The organism is Priestia sp. SIMBA_032 (genome assembly GCF_046535215.1).
Classification (GTDB): domain Bacteria; phylum Bacillota; class Bacilli; order Bacillales; family Bacillaceae_H; genus Priestia; species Priestia aryabhattai.
In genome coordinates this window covers 1,075,502-1,088,811 of record NZ_JAWRXD010000001.1, presented here as the reverse complement: position 1 = coordinate 1,088,811, position 13,310 = coordinate 1,075,502, and the positions used below count along the sequence as shown (strand labels likewise).

The 13,310-nt window shown below is 37.0% G+C and carries 20 protein-coding genes and 1 pseudogene; 10 read left to right on the top strand and 11 right to left on the bottom strand.

The window, feature by feature from the left end; translation table 11 throughout:
* Positions 1–32 precede the first annotated feature (32 nt).
* The 3 genes from SB717_RS05440 to SB717_RS05430 all read left to right on the top strand — a co-directional run bounded on the left by SB717_RS05440 (position 33) and on the right by SB717_RS05430 (position 1,455).
* The gene (locus SB717_RS05440) at positions 33–167 is read left to right on the top strand and encodes a hypothetical protein (protein WP_410903448.1); all 135 of its coding nucleotides are present in this window, start codon (positions 33–35) and stop codon (positions 165–167) included.
* A gap of 218 nt (positions 168–385) precedes the next feature.
* Positions 386–1,042 (top strand): CotO family spore coat protein, encoded by a 657-nt coding sequence (locus SB717_RS05435; protein ID WP_200508195.1) that lies wholly within the window; start codon positions 386–388, stop codon positions 1,040–1,042.
* A gap of 77 nt (positions 1,043–1,119) precedes the next feature.
* Complete coding sequence (locus SB717_RS05430) at positions 1,120–1,455, top strand: DUF1360 domain-containing protein (protein WP_074679219.1); 336 nt, start codon at positions 1,120–1,122, stop codon at positions 1,453–1,455.
* 47 nt (positions 1,456–1,502) lie between these two features.
* Here the strand turns inward: SB717_RS05430 and SB717_RS05425 are convergent, their stop codons facing one another.
* Together SB717_RS05425 and SB717_RS05420 are read right to left on the bottom strand one after the other, a co-directional pair.
* Positions 1,503–2,336, bottom strand: coding sequence for an OmpH family outer membrane protein (locus SB717_RS05425; RefSeq protein ID WP_410903396.1), 834 nt, complete (start codon positions 2,334–2,336; stop codon positions 1,503–1,505).
* 138 nt (positions 2,337–2,474) lie between these two features.
* Positions 2,475–3,206 carry a BMQ_0737 family morphogenetic spore coat protein gene (locus SB717_RS05420; protein WP_074679215.1) on the bottom strand — a complete coding sequence of 244 codons (732 nt, stop codon included), beginning with the start codon at positions 3,204–3,206 and terminating at the stop codon, positions 2,475–2,477.
* 261 nt (positions 3,207–3,467) lie between these two features.
* Here SB717_RS05420 and SB717_RS05415 point away from each other — a divergent pair, with 261 nt between their 5' ends.
* The 5 genes from SB717_RS05415 to spoVIF all read left to right on the top strand — a co-directional run bounded on the left by SB717_RS05415 (position 3,468) and on the right by spoVIF (position 4,935).
* Positions 3,468–3,854: a hypothetical protein gene (locus SB717_RS05415; RefSeq protein WP_074679213.1), complete on the top strand. Its 387-nt coding sequence runs from the start codon at positions 3,468–3,470 to the stop codon at positions 3,852–3,854.
* A gap of 67 nt (positions 3,855–3,921) precedes the next feature.
* Entirely contained in the window at positions 3,922–4,092 is a 171-nt protein-coding gene (locus SB717_RS05410) for a hypothetical protein (RefSeq protein WP_162837671.1), read from the top strand.
* Between the two features lie 62 nt (positions 4,093–4,154).
* Complete coding sequence (locus SB717_RS05405; RefSeq protein ID WP_074679211.1) at positions 4,155–4,334, top strand: hypothetical protein; 180 nt, start codon at positions 4,155–4,157, stop codon at positions 4,332–4,334.
* An 87-nt stretch (positions 4,335–4,421) separates the two neighbouring features.
* Complete coding sequence (locus SB717_RS05400) at positions 4,422–4,544, top strand: YjcZ family sporulation protein (protein ID WP_013055448.1); 123 nt, start codon at positions 4,422–4,424, stop codon at positions 4,542–4,544.
* A gap of 133 nt (positions 4,545–4,677) precedes the next feature.
* Complete coding sequence (gene spoVIF / locus SB717_RS05395) at positions 4,678–4,935, top strand: sporulation-specific transcription regulator SpoVIF (protein WP_013055449.1); 258 nt, start codon at positions 4,678–4,680, stop codon at positions 4,933–4,935.
* Between the two features lie 46 nt (positions 4,936–4,981).
* On the opposite strand, the gene SB717_RS05390 is transcribed toward spoVIF, so the two are convergent.
* The 3 genes from SB717_RS05390 to SB717_RS05380 form a co-directional block, all read right to left on the bottom strand.
* Positions 4,982–5,113 carry a hypothetical protein gene (locus tag SB717_RS05390; protein ID WP_274609586.1) on the bottom strand — a complete coding sequence of 44 codons (132 nt, stop codon included), beginning with the start codon at positions 5,111–5,113 and terminating at the stop codon, positions 4,982–4,984.
* The gene (locus SB717_RS05385; RefSeq protein WP_410903395.1) at positions 5,104–5,769 is read right to left on the bottom strand and encodes a M48 family metallopeptidase; all 666 of its coding nucleotides are present in this window, start codon (positions 5,767–5,769) and stop codon (positions 5,104–5,106) included. The genes SB717_RS05390 and SB717_RS05385 overlap by 10 nt, the downstream gene beginning before the upstream one ends.
* Before the next feature lie 354 nt (positions 5,770–6,123).
* Positions 6,124–8,442 (bottom strand): ATP-dependent helicase, encoded by a 2,319-nt coding sequence (locus tag SB717_RS05380; RefSeq protein ID WP_410903394.1) that lies wholly within the window; start codon positions 8,440–8,442, stop codon positions 6,124–6,126.
* A gap of 377 nt (positions 8,443–8,819) precedes the next feature.
* On the opposite strand from SB717_RS05380, the gene SB717_RS05375 reads away from it, so the two are divergent.
* On the top strand, positions 8,820–9,071 hold the full coding sequence (locus tag SB717_RS05375; protein ID WP_098620776.1) for a hypothetical protein: 252 nt from the start codon (positions 8,820–8,822) through the stop codon (positions 9,069–9,071).
* 76 nt (positions 9,072–9,147) lie between these two features.
* Here the strand turns inward: SB717_RS05375 and SB717_RS05370 are convergent, their stop codons facing one another.
* The 6 genes and pseudogenes from SB717_RS05370 to SB717_RS05345 form a co-directional block, all read right to left on the bottom strand.
* Positions 9,148–9,825 carry a DUF421 domain-containing protein gene (locus SB717_RS05370; protein WP_013081784.1) on the bottom strand — a complete coding sequence of 226 codons (678 nt, stop codon included), beginning with the start codon at positions 9,823–9,825 and terminating at the stop codon, positions 9,148–9,150.
* Positions 9,826–9,914: 89 nt separating this feature from the next.
* The gene (locus SB717_RS05365; protein ID WP_074679207.1) at positions 9,915–10,349 is read right to left on the bottom strand and encodes a GNAT family N-acetyltransferase; all 435 of its coding nucleotides are present in this window, start codon (positions 10,347–10,349) and stop codon (positions 9,915–9,917) included.
* A gap of 5 nt (positions 10,350–10,354) precedes the next feature.
* Positions 10,355–10,867, bottom strand: a complete 513-nt coding sequence (locus SB717_RS05360) for a YjcG family protein (protein WP_013055455.1) — start codon at positions 10,865–10,867, stop codon at positions 10,355–10,357.
* A gap of 82 nt (positions 10,868–10,949) precedes the next feature.
* On the bottom strand, positions 10,950–11,675 hold the full coding sequence (locus SB717_RS05355; protein WP_221779060.1) for an alpha/beta hydrolase: 726 nt from the start codon (positions 11,673–11,675) through the stop codon (positions 10,950–10,952).
* A 124-nt stretch (positions 11,676–11,799) separates the two neighbouring features.
* A pseudogene (locus SB717_RS05350) lies at positions 11,800–12,011 on the bottom strand (hypothetical protein).
* A gap of 138 nt (positions 12,012–12,149) precedes the next feature.
* Positions 12,150–12,536 (bottom strand): hypothetical protein, encoded by a 387-nt coding sequence (locus SB717_RS05345; RefSeq protein WP_033578065.1) that lies wholly within the window; start codon positions 12,534–12,536, stop codon positions 12,150–12,152.
* Between the two features lie 172 nt (positions 12,537–12,708).
* On the opposite strand from SB717_RS05345, the gene SB717_RS05340 reads away from it, so the two are divergent.
* On the top strand, positions 12,709–13,245 hold the full coding sequence (locus tag SB717_RS05340) for a phosphatidylglycerophosphatase A family protein (protein ID WP_013055458.1): 537 nt from the start codon (positions 12,709–12,711) through the stop codon (positions 13,243–13,245).
* Positions 13,246–13,310 lie beyond the last annotated feature (65 nt).

The following is a 13,310-nucleotide window of genomic DNA, read 5'->3' as shown; positions in this document are numbered from 1 at the left end:
ATAAGTTTCATCTGTTTAGCTCTTTCTAGCAGTTGATTGGATGGCAAGACGAAGACTCCTGCGGGAAAAGCGGAACAGATGAGATCCCGCAGGAGCGCAAGCGACGAGGAGGCTCATCGGCTGCCCGCGGAAAGCGAAGTCTTGCACGGAAATCAACTGCGGTGTAACAAGCGGTTAAGCTCATGTATCCAATTTATGCGTCTTTAGATTGAATTAATTTCGTTATGTCTCAACCTCTTTTATTGTTTTTTTAACAAATTTTGAAAATGAAGGTACAGCCCTGCTTTTGGTGTTAAAAAGGCTACCGCAAAAAAATAAACAAGTTTTTCCGTGTTCAAGCATACATTTTTAAAAGAACGATAACAAGCAATTGGAGGTATGCTTCATGACTAACTCAAAATCTAAGTCAGAAGAAAACGAGCCGCTAATGTACATTATCCAGCCAAACGCTACGCAAAACCAGCGTTCTATGCAATATTATTTCAGTTCAAAACAGCAAGACAATAAAGAAATAAAGAAAGAGTATGTGTTAAAAGAAGAGCCCAGCTTTTCTTCTATTCAAGAAGTTAACGAGCCTGAGGTAGAAAAAGTAGAAGAAATTAAGCAGGAAAAAGATGTAGGAATTAAGCAAGAAATTAAGCAGGAAAAAGATGTAGGAATTAAGCAAGAAATTAAGCGGGAAAAAGATGTAGGAATTAAGCAAGAAATTAAGCGGGAAAAAGATGTAGAAATTAGGCAAGAAATTAAGCAGGAAAAAGTTGTAGAACATTCAATTATTCCTGTGAATATACCGCAATCAGAGACTAAAAAGCCAAATAAAATGTTTCAGTCTATGACGATCAAAGAAAAAATTGAATTTCTATGCAGCTTTCCGGCTCATATGTCTCAACCTATTTGTGAAATCTTATGTCAAAACCAAAAATATATAGGAACAATTTTAGAACTCAAAGAAGGAAGTTTATACGTAAGCATCCCTCCTAATAAAGAGAAGAAAGTATTAACATTTAATGATATTCAGACCATATCCATCATTAAAATTTAAGTAACCCTAAAAGCTAACAGTGAAAAAGCATGTTAGCTTTTATTTTCATAAGCTTGTGAATGTACGGAGGAATGAAGATGACATGGATTTACCTAACGTTATTTGTCTTTGCGACGTTTCGGCTCACTCGCCTAATCGTTTTTGATAAAATTACGACTTTTATTCGTAAACCGTTTCACAAAATTGTAGAAGATCAAGATGAAGAAGGAAATAGGATAACATACTTGGAAATGAAAGGAAAAGGATTGCAAAGATGGATTGGAGAGCTGCTCAGCTGTTATTGGTGCACGGGCATATGGTGTGCGGTAGGGATTTATTTTAGTTATGTAGCGGTCCCCCACATTGCTATTCCTATCATTACAATCTTAGCTATTGCAGGATGTGCTGGAATTGTAGAATCTTTTATGAAATAAATGGACGAGTTAAAAGACATATTGAACATCAATATGTCTTTTAGTTATTAAGGGAAATTTAGCACAACTTTATTTAACAAAGGAATGCCTTCTTGCCATTCTTCACTATAGAAAAAGCCTTCTAAAATAAATGAGGGCATATCAGAGGAAAGAGGAACAACTACTTGAAAAGAGTCAAATAGTAATTTGTCTTTTGGCTTTAATACTGTCTGCTTAATAGGTTTAATCCAATACTCACCCTCATGTTGAATTTTTTCGTTCCATTTTGGATGAGCGTAACACCAGTGTAAAGAAGAAGATGGAATACTAGAAGCTTCAATGCTTTTTTCATCAACGATTTTCCCGCTTAATGTAGACGAAGCGGCAGGCTTCATTTTTAAGCAAAGCACGGGAGAGTGTAAAGTACTGCTCGTTTGATTTTGAATAATTGCATTGCCGAATATCATCAGCTCCCTTTCATGTTGTTCTGGCAGCAGTATAGAATGTTGAAAGAAACAGAGGATATCACTCTTTTCAAACCTTTCCACGGGTTTTTCTACAATTTTTTCAATCACTTTTTCCACAATCTTTTCTTCAATAACGGGCTGTTTTCTCGAGGCTTTTTCTCGAAATGCTTCTGCAATAATTTTTTGTTCAGAAAGCTCATTTCTCAGTAAATCCAGCTCTTTTTCTAATCCTTCAATTTCTACTTCTTTTTCAGATGTAGAAAGCGTCTCAGCGTGTTTTTTCTTCCAAAACGATGTATTTTCTTTTTCTCGTTCTAAAGCTCGTTCATAGCTTTTTAATTGGTTTTGTACGTGCCGGATTTCCGATTTATAGTGAATGAGCTTTTGTTTTAATTGAGTTAAATCATCTTTAGGGGAAGGGGAGTTACGACTCATCTAGTAGTCTCCTTTCCTGCTGAGCTATGAACCAGCTTTGTAAACTAGGGCTGCTCACAGCAGTTTTATTTATATGTATGCACAAAGCTTGTAAACGATGAAAAAAGAGGAGAAATATTCTCCTCTGAGGTTATCCAGTTAATCAAAGTCACTTTCAAAGTCACTTTCGAAGTCACTTTCATCAGAATCACGATAAGGTCTTCCAGGGAAGATAGCTTCACACTGAGGTGGATATTCAATAGGTGAGAAACCGCTTGTAGAAATAACTTCGGGGCGAGGATAACAGAAGCTTCCTTCTACTTCAATCTTAACATCTTTTTCAATTTGCACACTTAGACCTAACACAAGATCGAAGCTTAGCTGCTGTAAGTGAATGTCTGATAATCTAATAGAACCATCAGTTCCTTCAAAAGAATCAAGGTGTACCACAGGTTCTGTTCCTTCAGGTGCGCAAAGATAGAATGTTTGATGAATTTTCCAAGGAATAACACTAGATTCGACATCGCTGTATTTATGATGTCCACCTAAATTAATTAACCTAATTTTATAAAAACCGCTAATTGATAATTTTACTTCATGAAGAATAACAATTTCTCCGTCTGGTAAAACGACCTTCTTAGGTTTGCGACCACCTTGTGGTACAAGCTCAATTACATGATCGAGCGCCTCTTCATCTGAAACGTCTACGTGGTGTCCTTTACTATCAGTTAAAATAACTTCTACTTCTACATCATGGCCTAAATCTTCAAGCGCCTCTTCATCAAATAGTGAAGCGTCATTTGTAAAGATTTGTGGCAAAACCACTTGACGTCTGACCCAATCGTACACTTTAGGTACGCGGATACACAATGCTTCAAAATGTTCTCCCATTTTTAAACCTCCTAATTGTAATTGTCCTTCCTTTACGCTGTTCGTTACTAGGTATCGGACTACTATAGTGTATGAATGACTTGCTTTTATGTTCCTTAGTAAAAGCGGAATTTATAGCAATAATTTCTGGATGAAGCGAGCATAAAAAATGAAGGAAATAATAAACTCAATTACAGCATATTCATGTTAGTAAAAAGTGTTATTCATCTTTAATTGATTTTCAGAGGTTTGTACATTGTTTATAATGAAGGAGTGAGCAGCATGAGTGAGGAAAAAGTGAAACAAAATATCTCTTCATTAAAGTCAGAGCTGGCTTTTTATAAGGAAGAATATCAAAAGTTCAAGCATCAAGAATTTGAGTATGAAGATATGAAAGAAGAGTTAGCTGAATTAAAAGAAAAGCATGAACAAGAAAAAAGAAAGCTGCAAGAAAAAATAGATTGGCTTAAGGCATGTGTCAATGAACAAAAATCAAAAAATGAACAGTCAATTGTACAGTATGATGATCGTGCATCAGAAACGATTCAGGAGCTACAGAGCAGGCTGGGAGAAGTAACAGAGCAAGAAAGGGTGGAAGCACCAAGAGCAAGGAAACCCAAAAGCAGCACCGATTTATTTTTGTCCATGCAGCGTAAAATGGACAAATAAGAGAGAACGTCTTTCTTTAGTCCTGAATATAATGTTATAGATAGGATGCTGTGAAAAGGAGGGAAACATGATGTATTATCATTATAATCCTAATCAATATCCTCAGCCACTGCCTTATCATCCACAACCCATTACAAAACAATCAGTGAAGGAAGGTCAGTCTACTCCTAAGCCAGTCCAGTACCCTTCTCCAAAACAAGGTGGTTGCGGCTGTGGTTCAAAGTTACCAAAGCGATAAGCAATAGAAGCATTGTTCCTCGAACAATGCTTTTTTTACATGGAGTAAAGAGAGGTGTAGATATGCCGGATTTTTTCGATGAATTTGAACGTTTTTTTGAACAGCATATGATGGGAGAACATCGAAAGAGAATGAACGAAGTAGAAAAAGCAGAAAAGCAGATGGAACAGCATGAGAGGAAACTGCAGCAAAATGTAAAAAGACTTGATGAGCAAGATGCTGAAGATCCGTTTGGACAATGAAATTTAATGTACACAGTTGAAAAGCCCATACAAAATCATTTGATTAAACATACAGTATAGAGAGTAAAACAGAGGGGGTGTAATATTATGGGCTGCGGATTTGGCTACGGTGGTTGTGGTTACGGTGGTGGCTACGGCGGTGGTTTTGCGTTAATCGTTGTATTATTCATTCTATTAATTATTGTTGGTTGTGTTTGTTTTTACAATTAATCCCTTCTATGAATAAGGCACCGAAAAGTGCGGGTGAAGTTTCACTCGTACTTTATTTTTTTATTAAATGTAAAGGGCACCATCTAGGCACATGGTGCATACGATGAAGTATAAATAAAGGAGGTCATGCAAAATGGATAATAATATGTTTAAAAATATAGAAAAGAAAACAGGCGTTAATATGAAGGATATCTTTGAACTTGCGAATTCTGTACAAAATGCTAATTTTAAAGATGAGCAAACGGTGCGTAATATTGTGAAGCGAGTAGCACAAATTGCGAATAAGCCAATTTCAAAACAAAAAGAAGAACAAATTGTTAAGGCGATTGCAAACAATAATCAATCCATTGATTTTGCGACCATCGCTAAAATGCTAAATGAGAAAAAATAATTTAATGTTTTATATAAAGCCCTGACACGTCAGGGCTTTTTTCCATTTATGCAATTTCATTTGTTTGAAATGCGTTAGAATCAAGATCAAACAGTTCCGGATGCTGTGCTAAGTAATTAATTTCTTTAATACGATGAGCGATAGGAGGGTGAGTTGAAGTAGCTTGATTCAACCACATAAAAAACCTTTTTCCTGTGAGTGCGTATGAACAAATTCTTCCTGATTTACTTTTTTATTTAGACAATGACCAACCGCAAGTATAGTGAGTGCTTGAGTGGCAGCTTTTGCATCACCAATCGCAACGGAAGCTATGCGATCACATGTATATTCACAGGCCCTAGAGTAAGCTTTTCCTAAAAAAGGAACCCAAAGAGCAGGTAGAATAAGTGAGTGGTAGAGTGTATGCTTACGTTTGATATGAACTAATTCGTGGGCAATAATAAAAGAAAGTTCTTTTTCTTGATTATCTTCAATCATTTCAACAATGTCCGAGTATAAAACGACAAAGTGACGTCCAAAAAAGCGTGTAGCAAACGCGTTTAACAAGCCGCCTGATTGAATAATATAAATATCGGGCAGCTCTAAATTCAGCTCTGAAGATAAATGTTTTGCCTGATGATAAGTGTGGGGGAACTGCTTCTCTGTCAATCTAACCCCATTATTGCGAATTTGAGCAATAGAGAAACCATGGAGCATAAATGTAATTAAAAAACCGATTACAAGGTAGATAATACCAATTAGTGAAATAATTAAAAAGAAATAGGTTAATAAGCTAATAACCATACACAGAATGAAAAAAATCTTTTCATTTTCATGAATAAGCTTGGCGTTCAATAATGGAACCTCCTAAAATATAGTAATATAGTACATAACGTAGTGTAACGCATCTACTTATGAATAGCTACCTCTTAGTGGAATATTTGGTTAATAATAGAGGTTAAGACGTAACGAAATCAATCCAATCTAAAGACGAGCAGATTGGATACATGAGCTCCTACGGGGTCTCATCCCTTCCGCTTTTCACGCAGGAGTCTTCGCCTCACCCTCCAATCAACAGCTAGAAGCAACTAAACATATTAAACCTACATTCACATGACAATAAAAAATACGAACTGTTAATCAATAATTCTGATTAACAGTTCGTACTTCAATTTAACTAAAATACTTTTGTCCCAGCCTCTTTTTCCTTTATACTTTTTTTATAAACGACTTCAGGAATCTTGAAGGATAAGCAGTTTTACCTCTTCTAGTTTGCGGAACGGATAAGTAAAGTGAATTTTGTGCACGCGTCATGGCTACATATAAAAGGCGCCGTTCTTCTTGAAGCGGCACATCATCTCCGCCTCGATAAGCTTCAAGTGCATAATCATGAGGCAATCCTCCGTCTACGCTGCTCAGTACGTATACATGCTTATATTCAAGACCCTTTGCTCGGTGAATGGTGGTTAGCTGAATACTTTCATTAAATTGCTTGCTTAAAGCTTTCATCTCTGTGTTCATGGCAATCATATGATCCACATGCTCTAAGAGTTCAGGTACGGTTTTGAATTTACGTGCTACAACTTTTAAATCCCGCACGTCATCCGAACCTTTTTCCATCATATTTCCTTCATTTCCGCGTTTTTTAACAAAATCATCGAATCCCATATCTTTAGAAATCGTCTCAAGTGCCAAAGAAGGAGACATTGATTTTAGCGACTTGAATAAAGGAATTACTTTCTTGAGCTTTTTTTGCTGAAACGGTTTTAAATCTTGAAGATATTCAAGCGCATCAATAAATGTACCGTCATGAAGAATACTTGCTGCTTTTAAGTCATTGACTGCTGTTTTCTTTAAAAAGAGCGCGTTCACTAAATCTTGCAGCGAACTTGCATCATTTGGATTCACGCTCAAACGTAGAAATGAAAGTAAACTTCGAACCATTCGTCTTTTATAAAACGAATCTGCATCTTGTTCGATTGAAAACGGCAGGTTGGACTGCGATAAACGTTCAAAGATGGCGCGTGAAGAAGCGTGAGTTCGGTACAAGACCGCGAAGTCAGTTGGAGAAGCGCCTTGCTTAATCTTTTCTTTCATATCCGTTACAATCATTGTTGCTTCTTCTTCTTCGTCATATGGAAAGAAGAAGGTAGGTCGCAACTCATTATCAAACTGGGCAGCCATTTCTTTTTGTCGGCGCGCTGTATTTCGTGCAATCACTTTATTAGCGGAAGAAACGATGGCGTGAGCTGAACGATAATTTTGGTTTAACGTAATAACAGTTGTATGAGCAAAATCTTTTTCAAAATTTAAAATGAACGAAGGGTCGCTTCCGCGGAAAGCGTAAATTGATTGATCATCGTCTCCTACGACACACAAGTTTTTAGAGTCTTCACTTAGCATTTTCATAATTTTATATTGAACTTTATTGATATCTTGAAATTCGTCAATTAAAAAATAGCGAAACCTTTTTTGATAACGAGTTAGTAAATCGGGATTTTGTTTTAGCATTTCATAACATCCATACAGCATGTCATCAAAATCGAATAGCTGTTTTTGCTTTTTTACTTCTTCATAGCGACGATATAAAAAGTGAACATCTTGTTCCCACTTGTCTTTTGGGCGCACATCTTTCACTCCAACAAGCGTGTTTTTCCAATAGCCGATTTGCTGAAGTGCCTGATCAAACGGAAATTCTTTTTCATCCACGTGGAGCTCTCTTGCTGCTTCTTTCACGATCTGTTCTTTTTGCCAATCCCATTTCAGCAGGCGATCCATTTGCCACGCTTGAGGATTGTGATGAACAATCATACGCAAGAAAATGCTGTGAAAAGTCCCAACTAGCATTTGACGAAGATGGAAGCTGGACATCTTTGGATATGTAGCTAATCGTTCTTTCATTTCTTTAGCTGATTTAGCCGTGAAAGTCACTAGCATAATGGATTTTGGATCAATTTTTTTTTCTTGTATCATATATGCGGTGCGAGCTGTTAACACACGCGTTTTTCCGCTTCCTGCACCGGCTAGAATAAGGAGAGGTCCTTCTGAATGTGTAACAGCTTTCCATTGGTTCGAATCTAATTCAATACCGCTCTCTTTAAATTCATTTAAATAAGGAGAGTCAGAGTGTTTAGGAACAGGTGGTTTTGAGCGAAAAGCAGGAACACTTGAAAAAGGTGCGGAAGCCCTCCATGTCGCTTTCTCTTTTACAGTTGAATTTTTCTCACCAATAGCTCGTCCTTTAGGAATACGAAATCCATTGGTTTCTCTGTATTCAGCCGGAGTTTCTTTTATCTGTTGTACAGCTGTTGTTTCTGATAGTGTGTTTGAACACTCTTCTCTTTCATGGGGAACTTGAGCATGATAAAAGTAAGGAGAATGTTCAATCCCCAGATATAACTTAACTGGTTCTCCGCAGTGAGCACATATTATTTCTCCTCGGAGACTAGCTTCATATAAATATTGAAATCGGTCTCTAGCCGTTATAGCAAGATTAAGTATCTGATTTTGATAAAGTGCACGTTGCAAAAAACATGGCCTCCTTTGTAAAACATGAACAATCAATAGTAAATAAGAGGGAGTTAAAGCAAGAAGCCGCTCTCGTTCTACATCGATATAGATGTGTATATACGCACAGTTTTTATTCCATAATCAAAGTCTATCATATCAAAATCATCTTTTTTTAAAAAGAGCACGGATATTTTTGGAGGGATAGGATGTAAAAAAGGGTATATATTGAGTAAGAGGTCACATATGTTCAAAAAAAGGCGATATAGATACAAAGTGCTATCTGTTCTGAACGAGTCTAGAAGAGGGTTTAAGTGAGCTGTTTCAATGTTGATACTTCTTGAGAAAAATACTGAGGTCTGGGAGTAGGAGGTATCTTGAAAAAGAGGAGGGTTCATATGGGATATATACTGCCTGTCACACCTTATCAGTCTATTCAATATGCAAATCGCCTTCAAAAAAATAATGATTCTTTTTCAAATCGTATTTGGCCCATCGAGAAAAAAAGCTTTGACGAAGAGTTTGAATCGCGTTCTCACTCATTGGAATTGACGCCAAATTCATTACAAAAGCGGAGAAAGCTTCAAGCAGCGGAGCGTGTATACAGCAAGCTAACAAATAAGGGCCTAGTGATTAATACACGGGTATAATAGAAAAAATCGTGAACGCAACAGACTGAATGCGCTCACGATTTTTTCACAAAGTAATGAATAAGTAAAAAACACCTTAGTAAGATTCAATAAAAAGTGTACTGCCCTGCTGCCATTCAGCATAAAGCACCTGTTTATAATCGGTAAATCCCTGTTTTTTCAACTGTGTCTTTAGCCAGTCTTCATCAAAGCCTGACTGAATCAAGTTTTTCAAAAGCAAACGTCCATCACTGACGAAGGCGATAGATAAAACAGGTTCAGAAGGAGGCAGCTGCAGATCACTTCTTGTTGGCTTAGCATAATCAGATTTTGGCAATACGCTTAGTGATCCATCTGTTTCTAAAATCGCATATTCAACTTCACGAATGGAAAATATGTCTTTTGAACGAAGCATATGAAGAAGCTGATCGATATCTAATCGATTTTTACTAAGTTCTTTGTACGAAATTTTCCCTTTTCGAATAATAATAGATGGCCGTCCTTCTAAAAACAAGCGCAGGCGAATATTTTTTTGAGTAATAACTTCGGTGACATAAATAAGCGCTCCCCAAAAGATAACAGCAAATAAAATTTTGCCTATTCCTACTTCTGAGTCATATAACGCATTTCCTACTAACTCTCCTAATACAAGAGCAGAGATAAAATCAAAAGTGGTAAGCTGAGTGATTGTCGCTCTGCCTAAAAATTTAGTTAAAATAAACAAGCAGATAAATCCGATAAAAAGTTCTAGTGCAATTCCGATAAGTTCATCCATATTTTCACCTAATTCACATGATTAGGTATTAGTATAAGCAAAGCAAAGGTTCTTATCCTTTAAAAAAGCAAAAACACCAGGTTCAATTCCTAGTGTTTTTTACTTAGTTTCTTTACCATCTCTACATGTGGAATTCCAGCATCCATAAACTCACCCGAAACCGTTACGTAGCCTAGCTTTTTATAAAATCCTTCCGCATGCGTTTGAGCATGCAGCTTAATCTTTTCAATCTCATGCTCCGCTGCGAGCTCTTCTAACTTATCCATCAAAAGCTTTCCTACACCGTCTTTTCGATAAGAAGAAAGAACGCAGATTCGTTCGGCTTTTCCATAGTCCTCTACCATACGGAAGCGTCCTGCACCAATTGGTGCAGTTCCTTTGTATACAACTAAATGCAGGGCTTCAGAATCGTATTCATCGATTTCTTGCTCCACATCAACCTGCTGTTCTTCTATAAATACTTTTTGACGTACGAAGTAAGCATCAGAAGGGTCTTGTTTGTTCGTTAGTACTTTGATGTTCACGTATCTTATCCCTTTCCAAGACGAAATGTTTCAAACACAGTCCACGTTTCATTTTCAAGCTGGTACATTAAATGAAAGCGATCCACTGTTTCTTCATGAGCGACATCTACAAGTTTCAACTGGCTATACACATCTAAGTGCTCATCATCTGAAAGTCGTTGGCCAATTGTGATATGTGGAATAAATGAATACTCGGTTGGCTGTTCGAGATTGCCTTCATGAAGTTTATTGTAAAGTGACGTCAGTTCTGGCTTTTGTTCCACTTTTAAGTAAATAACGTTATTGGCTGGTGAAAATGAGCTTACTTTCGTTACATTTAATGTAAATGGATTTGTTTCTTCGGCAATTTTACGCAAGTTAGCCGCAATTTCATCAATTTGGTCTTCTGTAGCTTCAAAGACTTCTTTTAATGTAAGATGAGGCGGAATTAATGAATAGTGAGAATCATAGCGTTTTCGATAAGAATTCGCTACATCTTGCAATTTTTTAGATGGAAAAAGTACAACGCCAAATTTCATAAAAAATCCCTCCAAAGTAAGATCATAAAATATGTATAAAGCGAGCTTATTATAACAAATTTTCAAAAAATATGATATCTTTCTACTTCAACATGTATTGAAGCGAACGCTTTACGTCTTTTTGCCAGTATTTCCACGTATGATTTCCATTAAATTCTTCGTAGAAAACGGAATATCCACGCTGCTTCATTTGTTCATGCAACAGGCGGTTAGGCTCAATAAAGTTCAATATACCATCTTGTGTGGTTTTGACATCCGTTTCTTCCGTTCCAATAACATGATACAAATCAAGAAGTGAAGGAGAAGCAAATGAGTTGACCGTTTGTAATACGGCATCGTTCACGAAAGGAGAATGCATAATTACTTTCCCGAACGTGTGTGGATACGCAATGGCCGTCAGCAGTGAAACTGTAGCAGCAAGCGAATCACCAATTAGAACACGCGATTTTCCCATTTGATATGTAGGATATGTTTTATCCAAAAATGGCACAAGCTCATGTGCTAAAAAGCGAATATAAGCATCTACTTGCTTTCCTTCTGGATGATACTTATCACGTCTGTCTTCTACGCTTTTATATGGAATTCCAACAAAAATAGTACGATCGATTTCTGACTCGTTCATTAAATCATCGATTAAACGGGGTGTACGTCCGTACATAACATAATCTTTTCCGTCTTGGGCGATAAGTAGAGAATACTTATAGAGCGTAGAATAGTTTGACGGCAAATAGACTAGTAACGTGACATTTTCTTGCAGTGCGTCACTATAAAAAGAAATTTCTTCTAACTTCCGCTTACTTTCTGACATGAATAATCGACTCCTATGCATTTGAATGAAAGCGTTACCTTTATTGTAACACATTTTCTAACAACCGTTCTTTATTTTATTGTAACGAATTTTTTAGCGAATGACGAGAAAGAGGCATACGTTGCTAAAAAAGAGGCTGGGACATAACGAAATGAATTTCATCCAAACACGAACAATCTGGATATAGAATCTGGACAGCTTGCTCGACCGCAGTTGGTTTCCGTGCAAGACTCCGCTTTCCGCGGGCGCCCGTGAGCCTCCTCGTCGCTTGCGCTCCTGCGGGGTCTCACCTGTTCCGCTGTTTCCGCAGGAGTCTTCGCCTTGCTCTCCAATCAACTGCTAGAAGGAACGAAAGAGATAAAATCTGCGTCTACTTTAACAAAAAAACGAATCATTAATCAAACAGTTTGATTAATGATTCGTTTTTTACTTCGGCTACATTACTTTTTCCAAGCCTCTTTTCGTTAATCTAATTTAATCTAATTTCTTCATCTTTTTAAACATATCTTTTTCTGCTTGAGTGGCTTTTTCTAGCGGCTTTTTCGTATATTCTTCTTCTTTTTCATCAATTGAAACCAATTCTGTGTCATTTTTTACATAACTTCGGATATTGCGAGCACCGAAATAGCCGTTTACATCTTTCAAAATAGGCTTGTTTTCTTTTTGATCATAAAGAGTATATGAATTCTCTTCTTTAACGATAGCGTAGTGATTCCCTGCTAGAAGAGCTACGGCTTCTTTTTCGCTTTTTCCAAAAGTAGACATGAGAAACAGAACGATTAAGACGATAAAGAAAAGGGCTGTTGCGCCAATGAAAAATAATAATAAGCCTCTGCTAAATTTACTTTGTTTTTCTTCCACAGTAGACAAACCTCCTGATTAGATAATTTCATTATAGCAAGTAAATGTAATGAGCGCCTAAAGAGATATGTGACGAGTTTATGAACTCAGGCGGGTGAACAAAAAAGGTTTTTAGCGCCTCTCATCGAATTTAGTATAAAGAGAGACAACAACTTGAAAAGGAGAGAGAGACATGACAGCGAAAAAAATCCCAACAAGCAAAGAAGTAGCAAAGGCAACATTTGATTTGCTGGAAGAGCGTGGCGTAACAGTTTTGGATATTGCTGAAATTGTGTATGATTTACAGCTTCCTTATCATCCAGCTCTAACCATTCAGGAATGCGCTGAAAGCGTAGAGAGAGTACTGCAAAAGAGAGAAATTCAGCATGCCCTTCTAGTTGGAATCGAACTTGATAAGTTAGCTGAGCAAAATAAATTATCAGAACCTCTTCAAAGTATTGTAGAACAAGACGAAGGGTTGTTTGGCGTTGACGAAACGATTGCTTTAGGTGCCGTTTTAACCTATGGCAGTATCGCTGTTACGACCTTTGGCTATTTAGATAAAGTAAAAGTAGGCATTATTGAAAAGCTGGACTGTAAAAAAGAAAAAGGAGTTAATACCTTTTTAGATGATTTGGTAGCGAGCGTAGCTTCTAGTGCGGCAAGTCGTTTGGCTCACCGTCAGCGTGATGAACAAGAACAGCTGCAAGAAGGCAATCCGGCTACGTAATAAATTTCTTTTAGTATGTATATAAGCTGCGTAAATTAACGCGTCAAAATGATTTATTCTTTTAT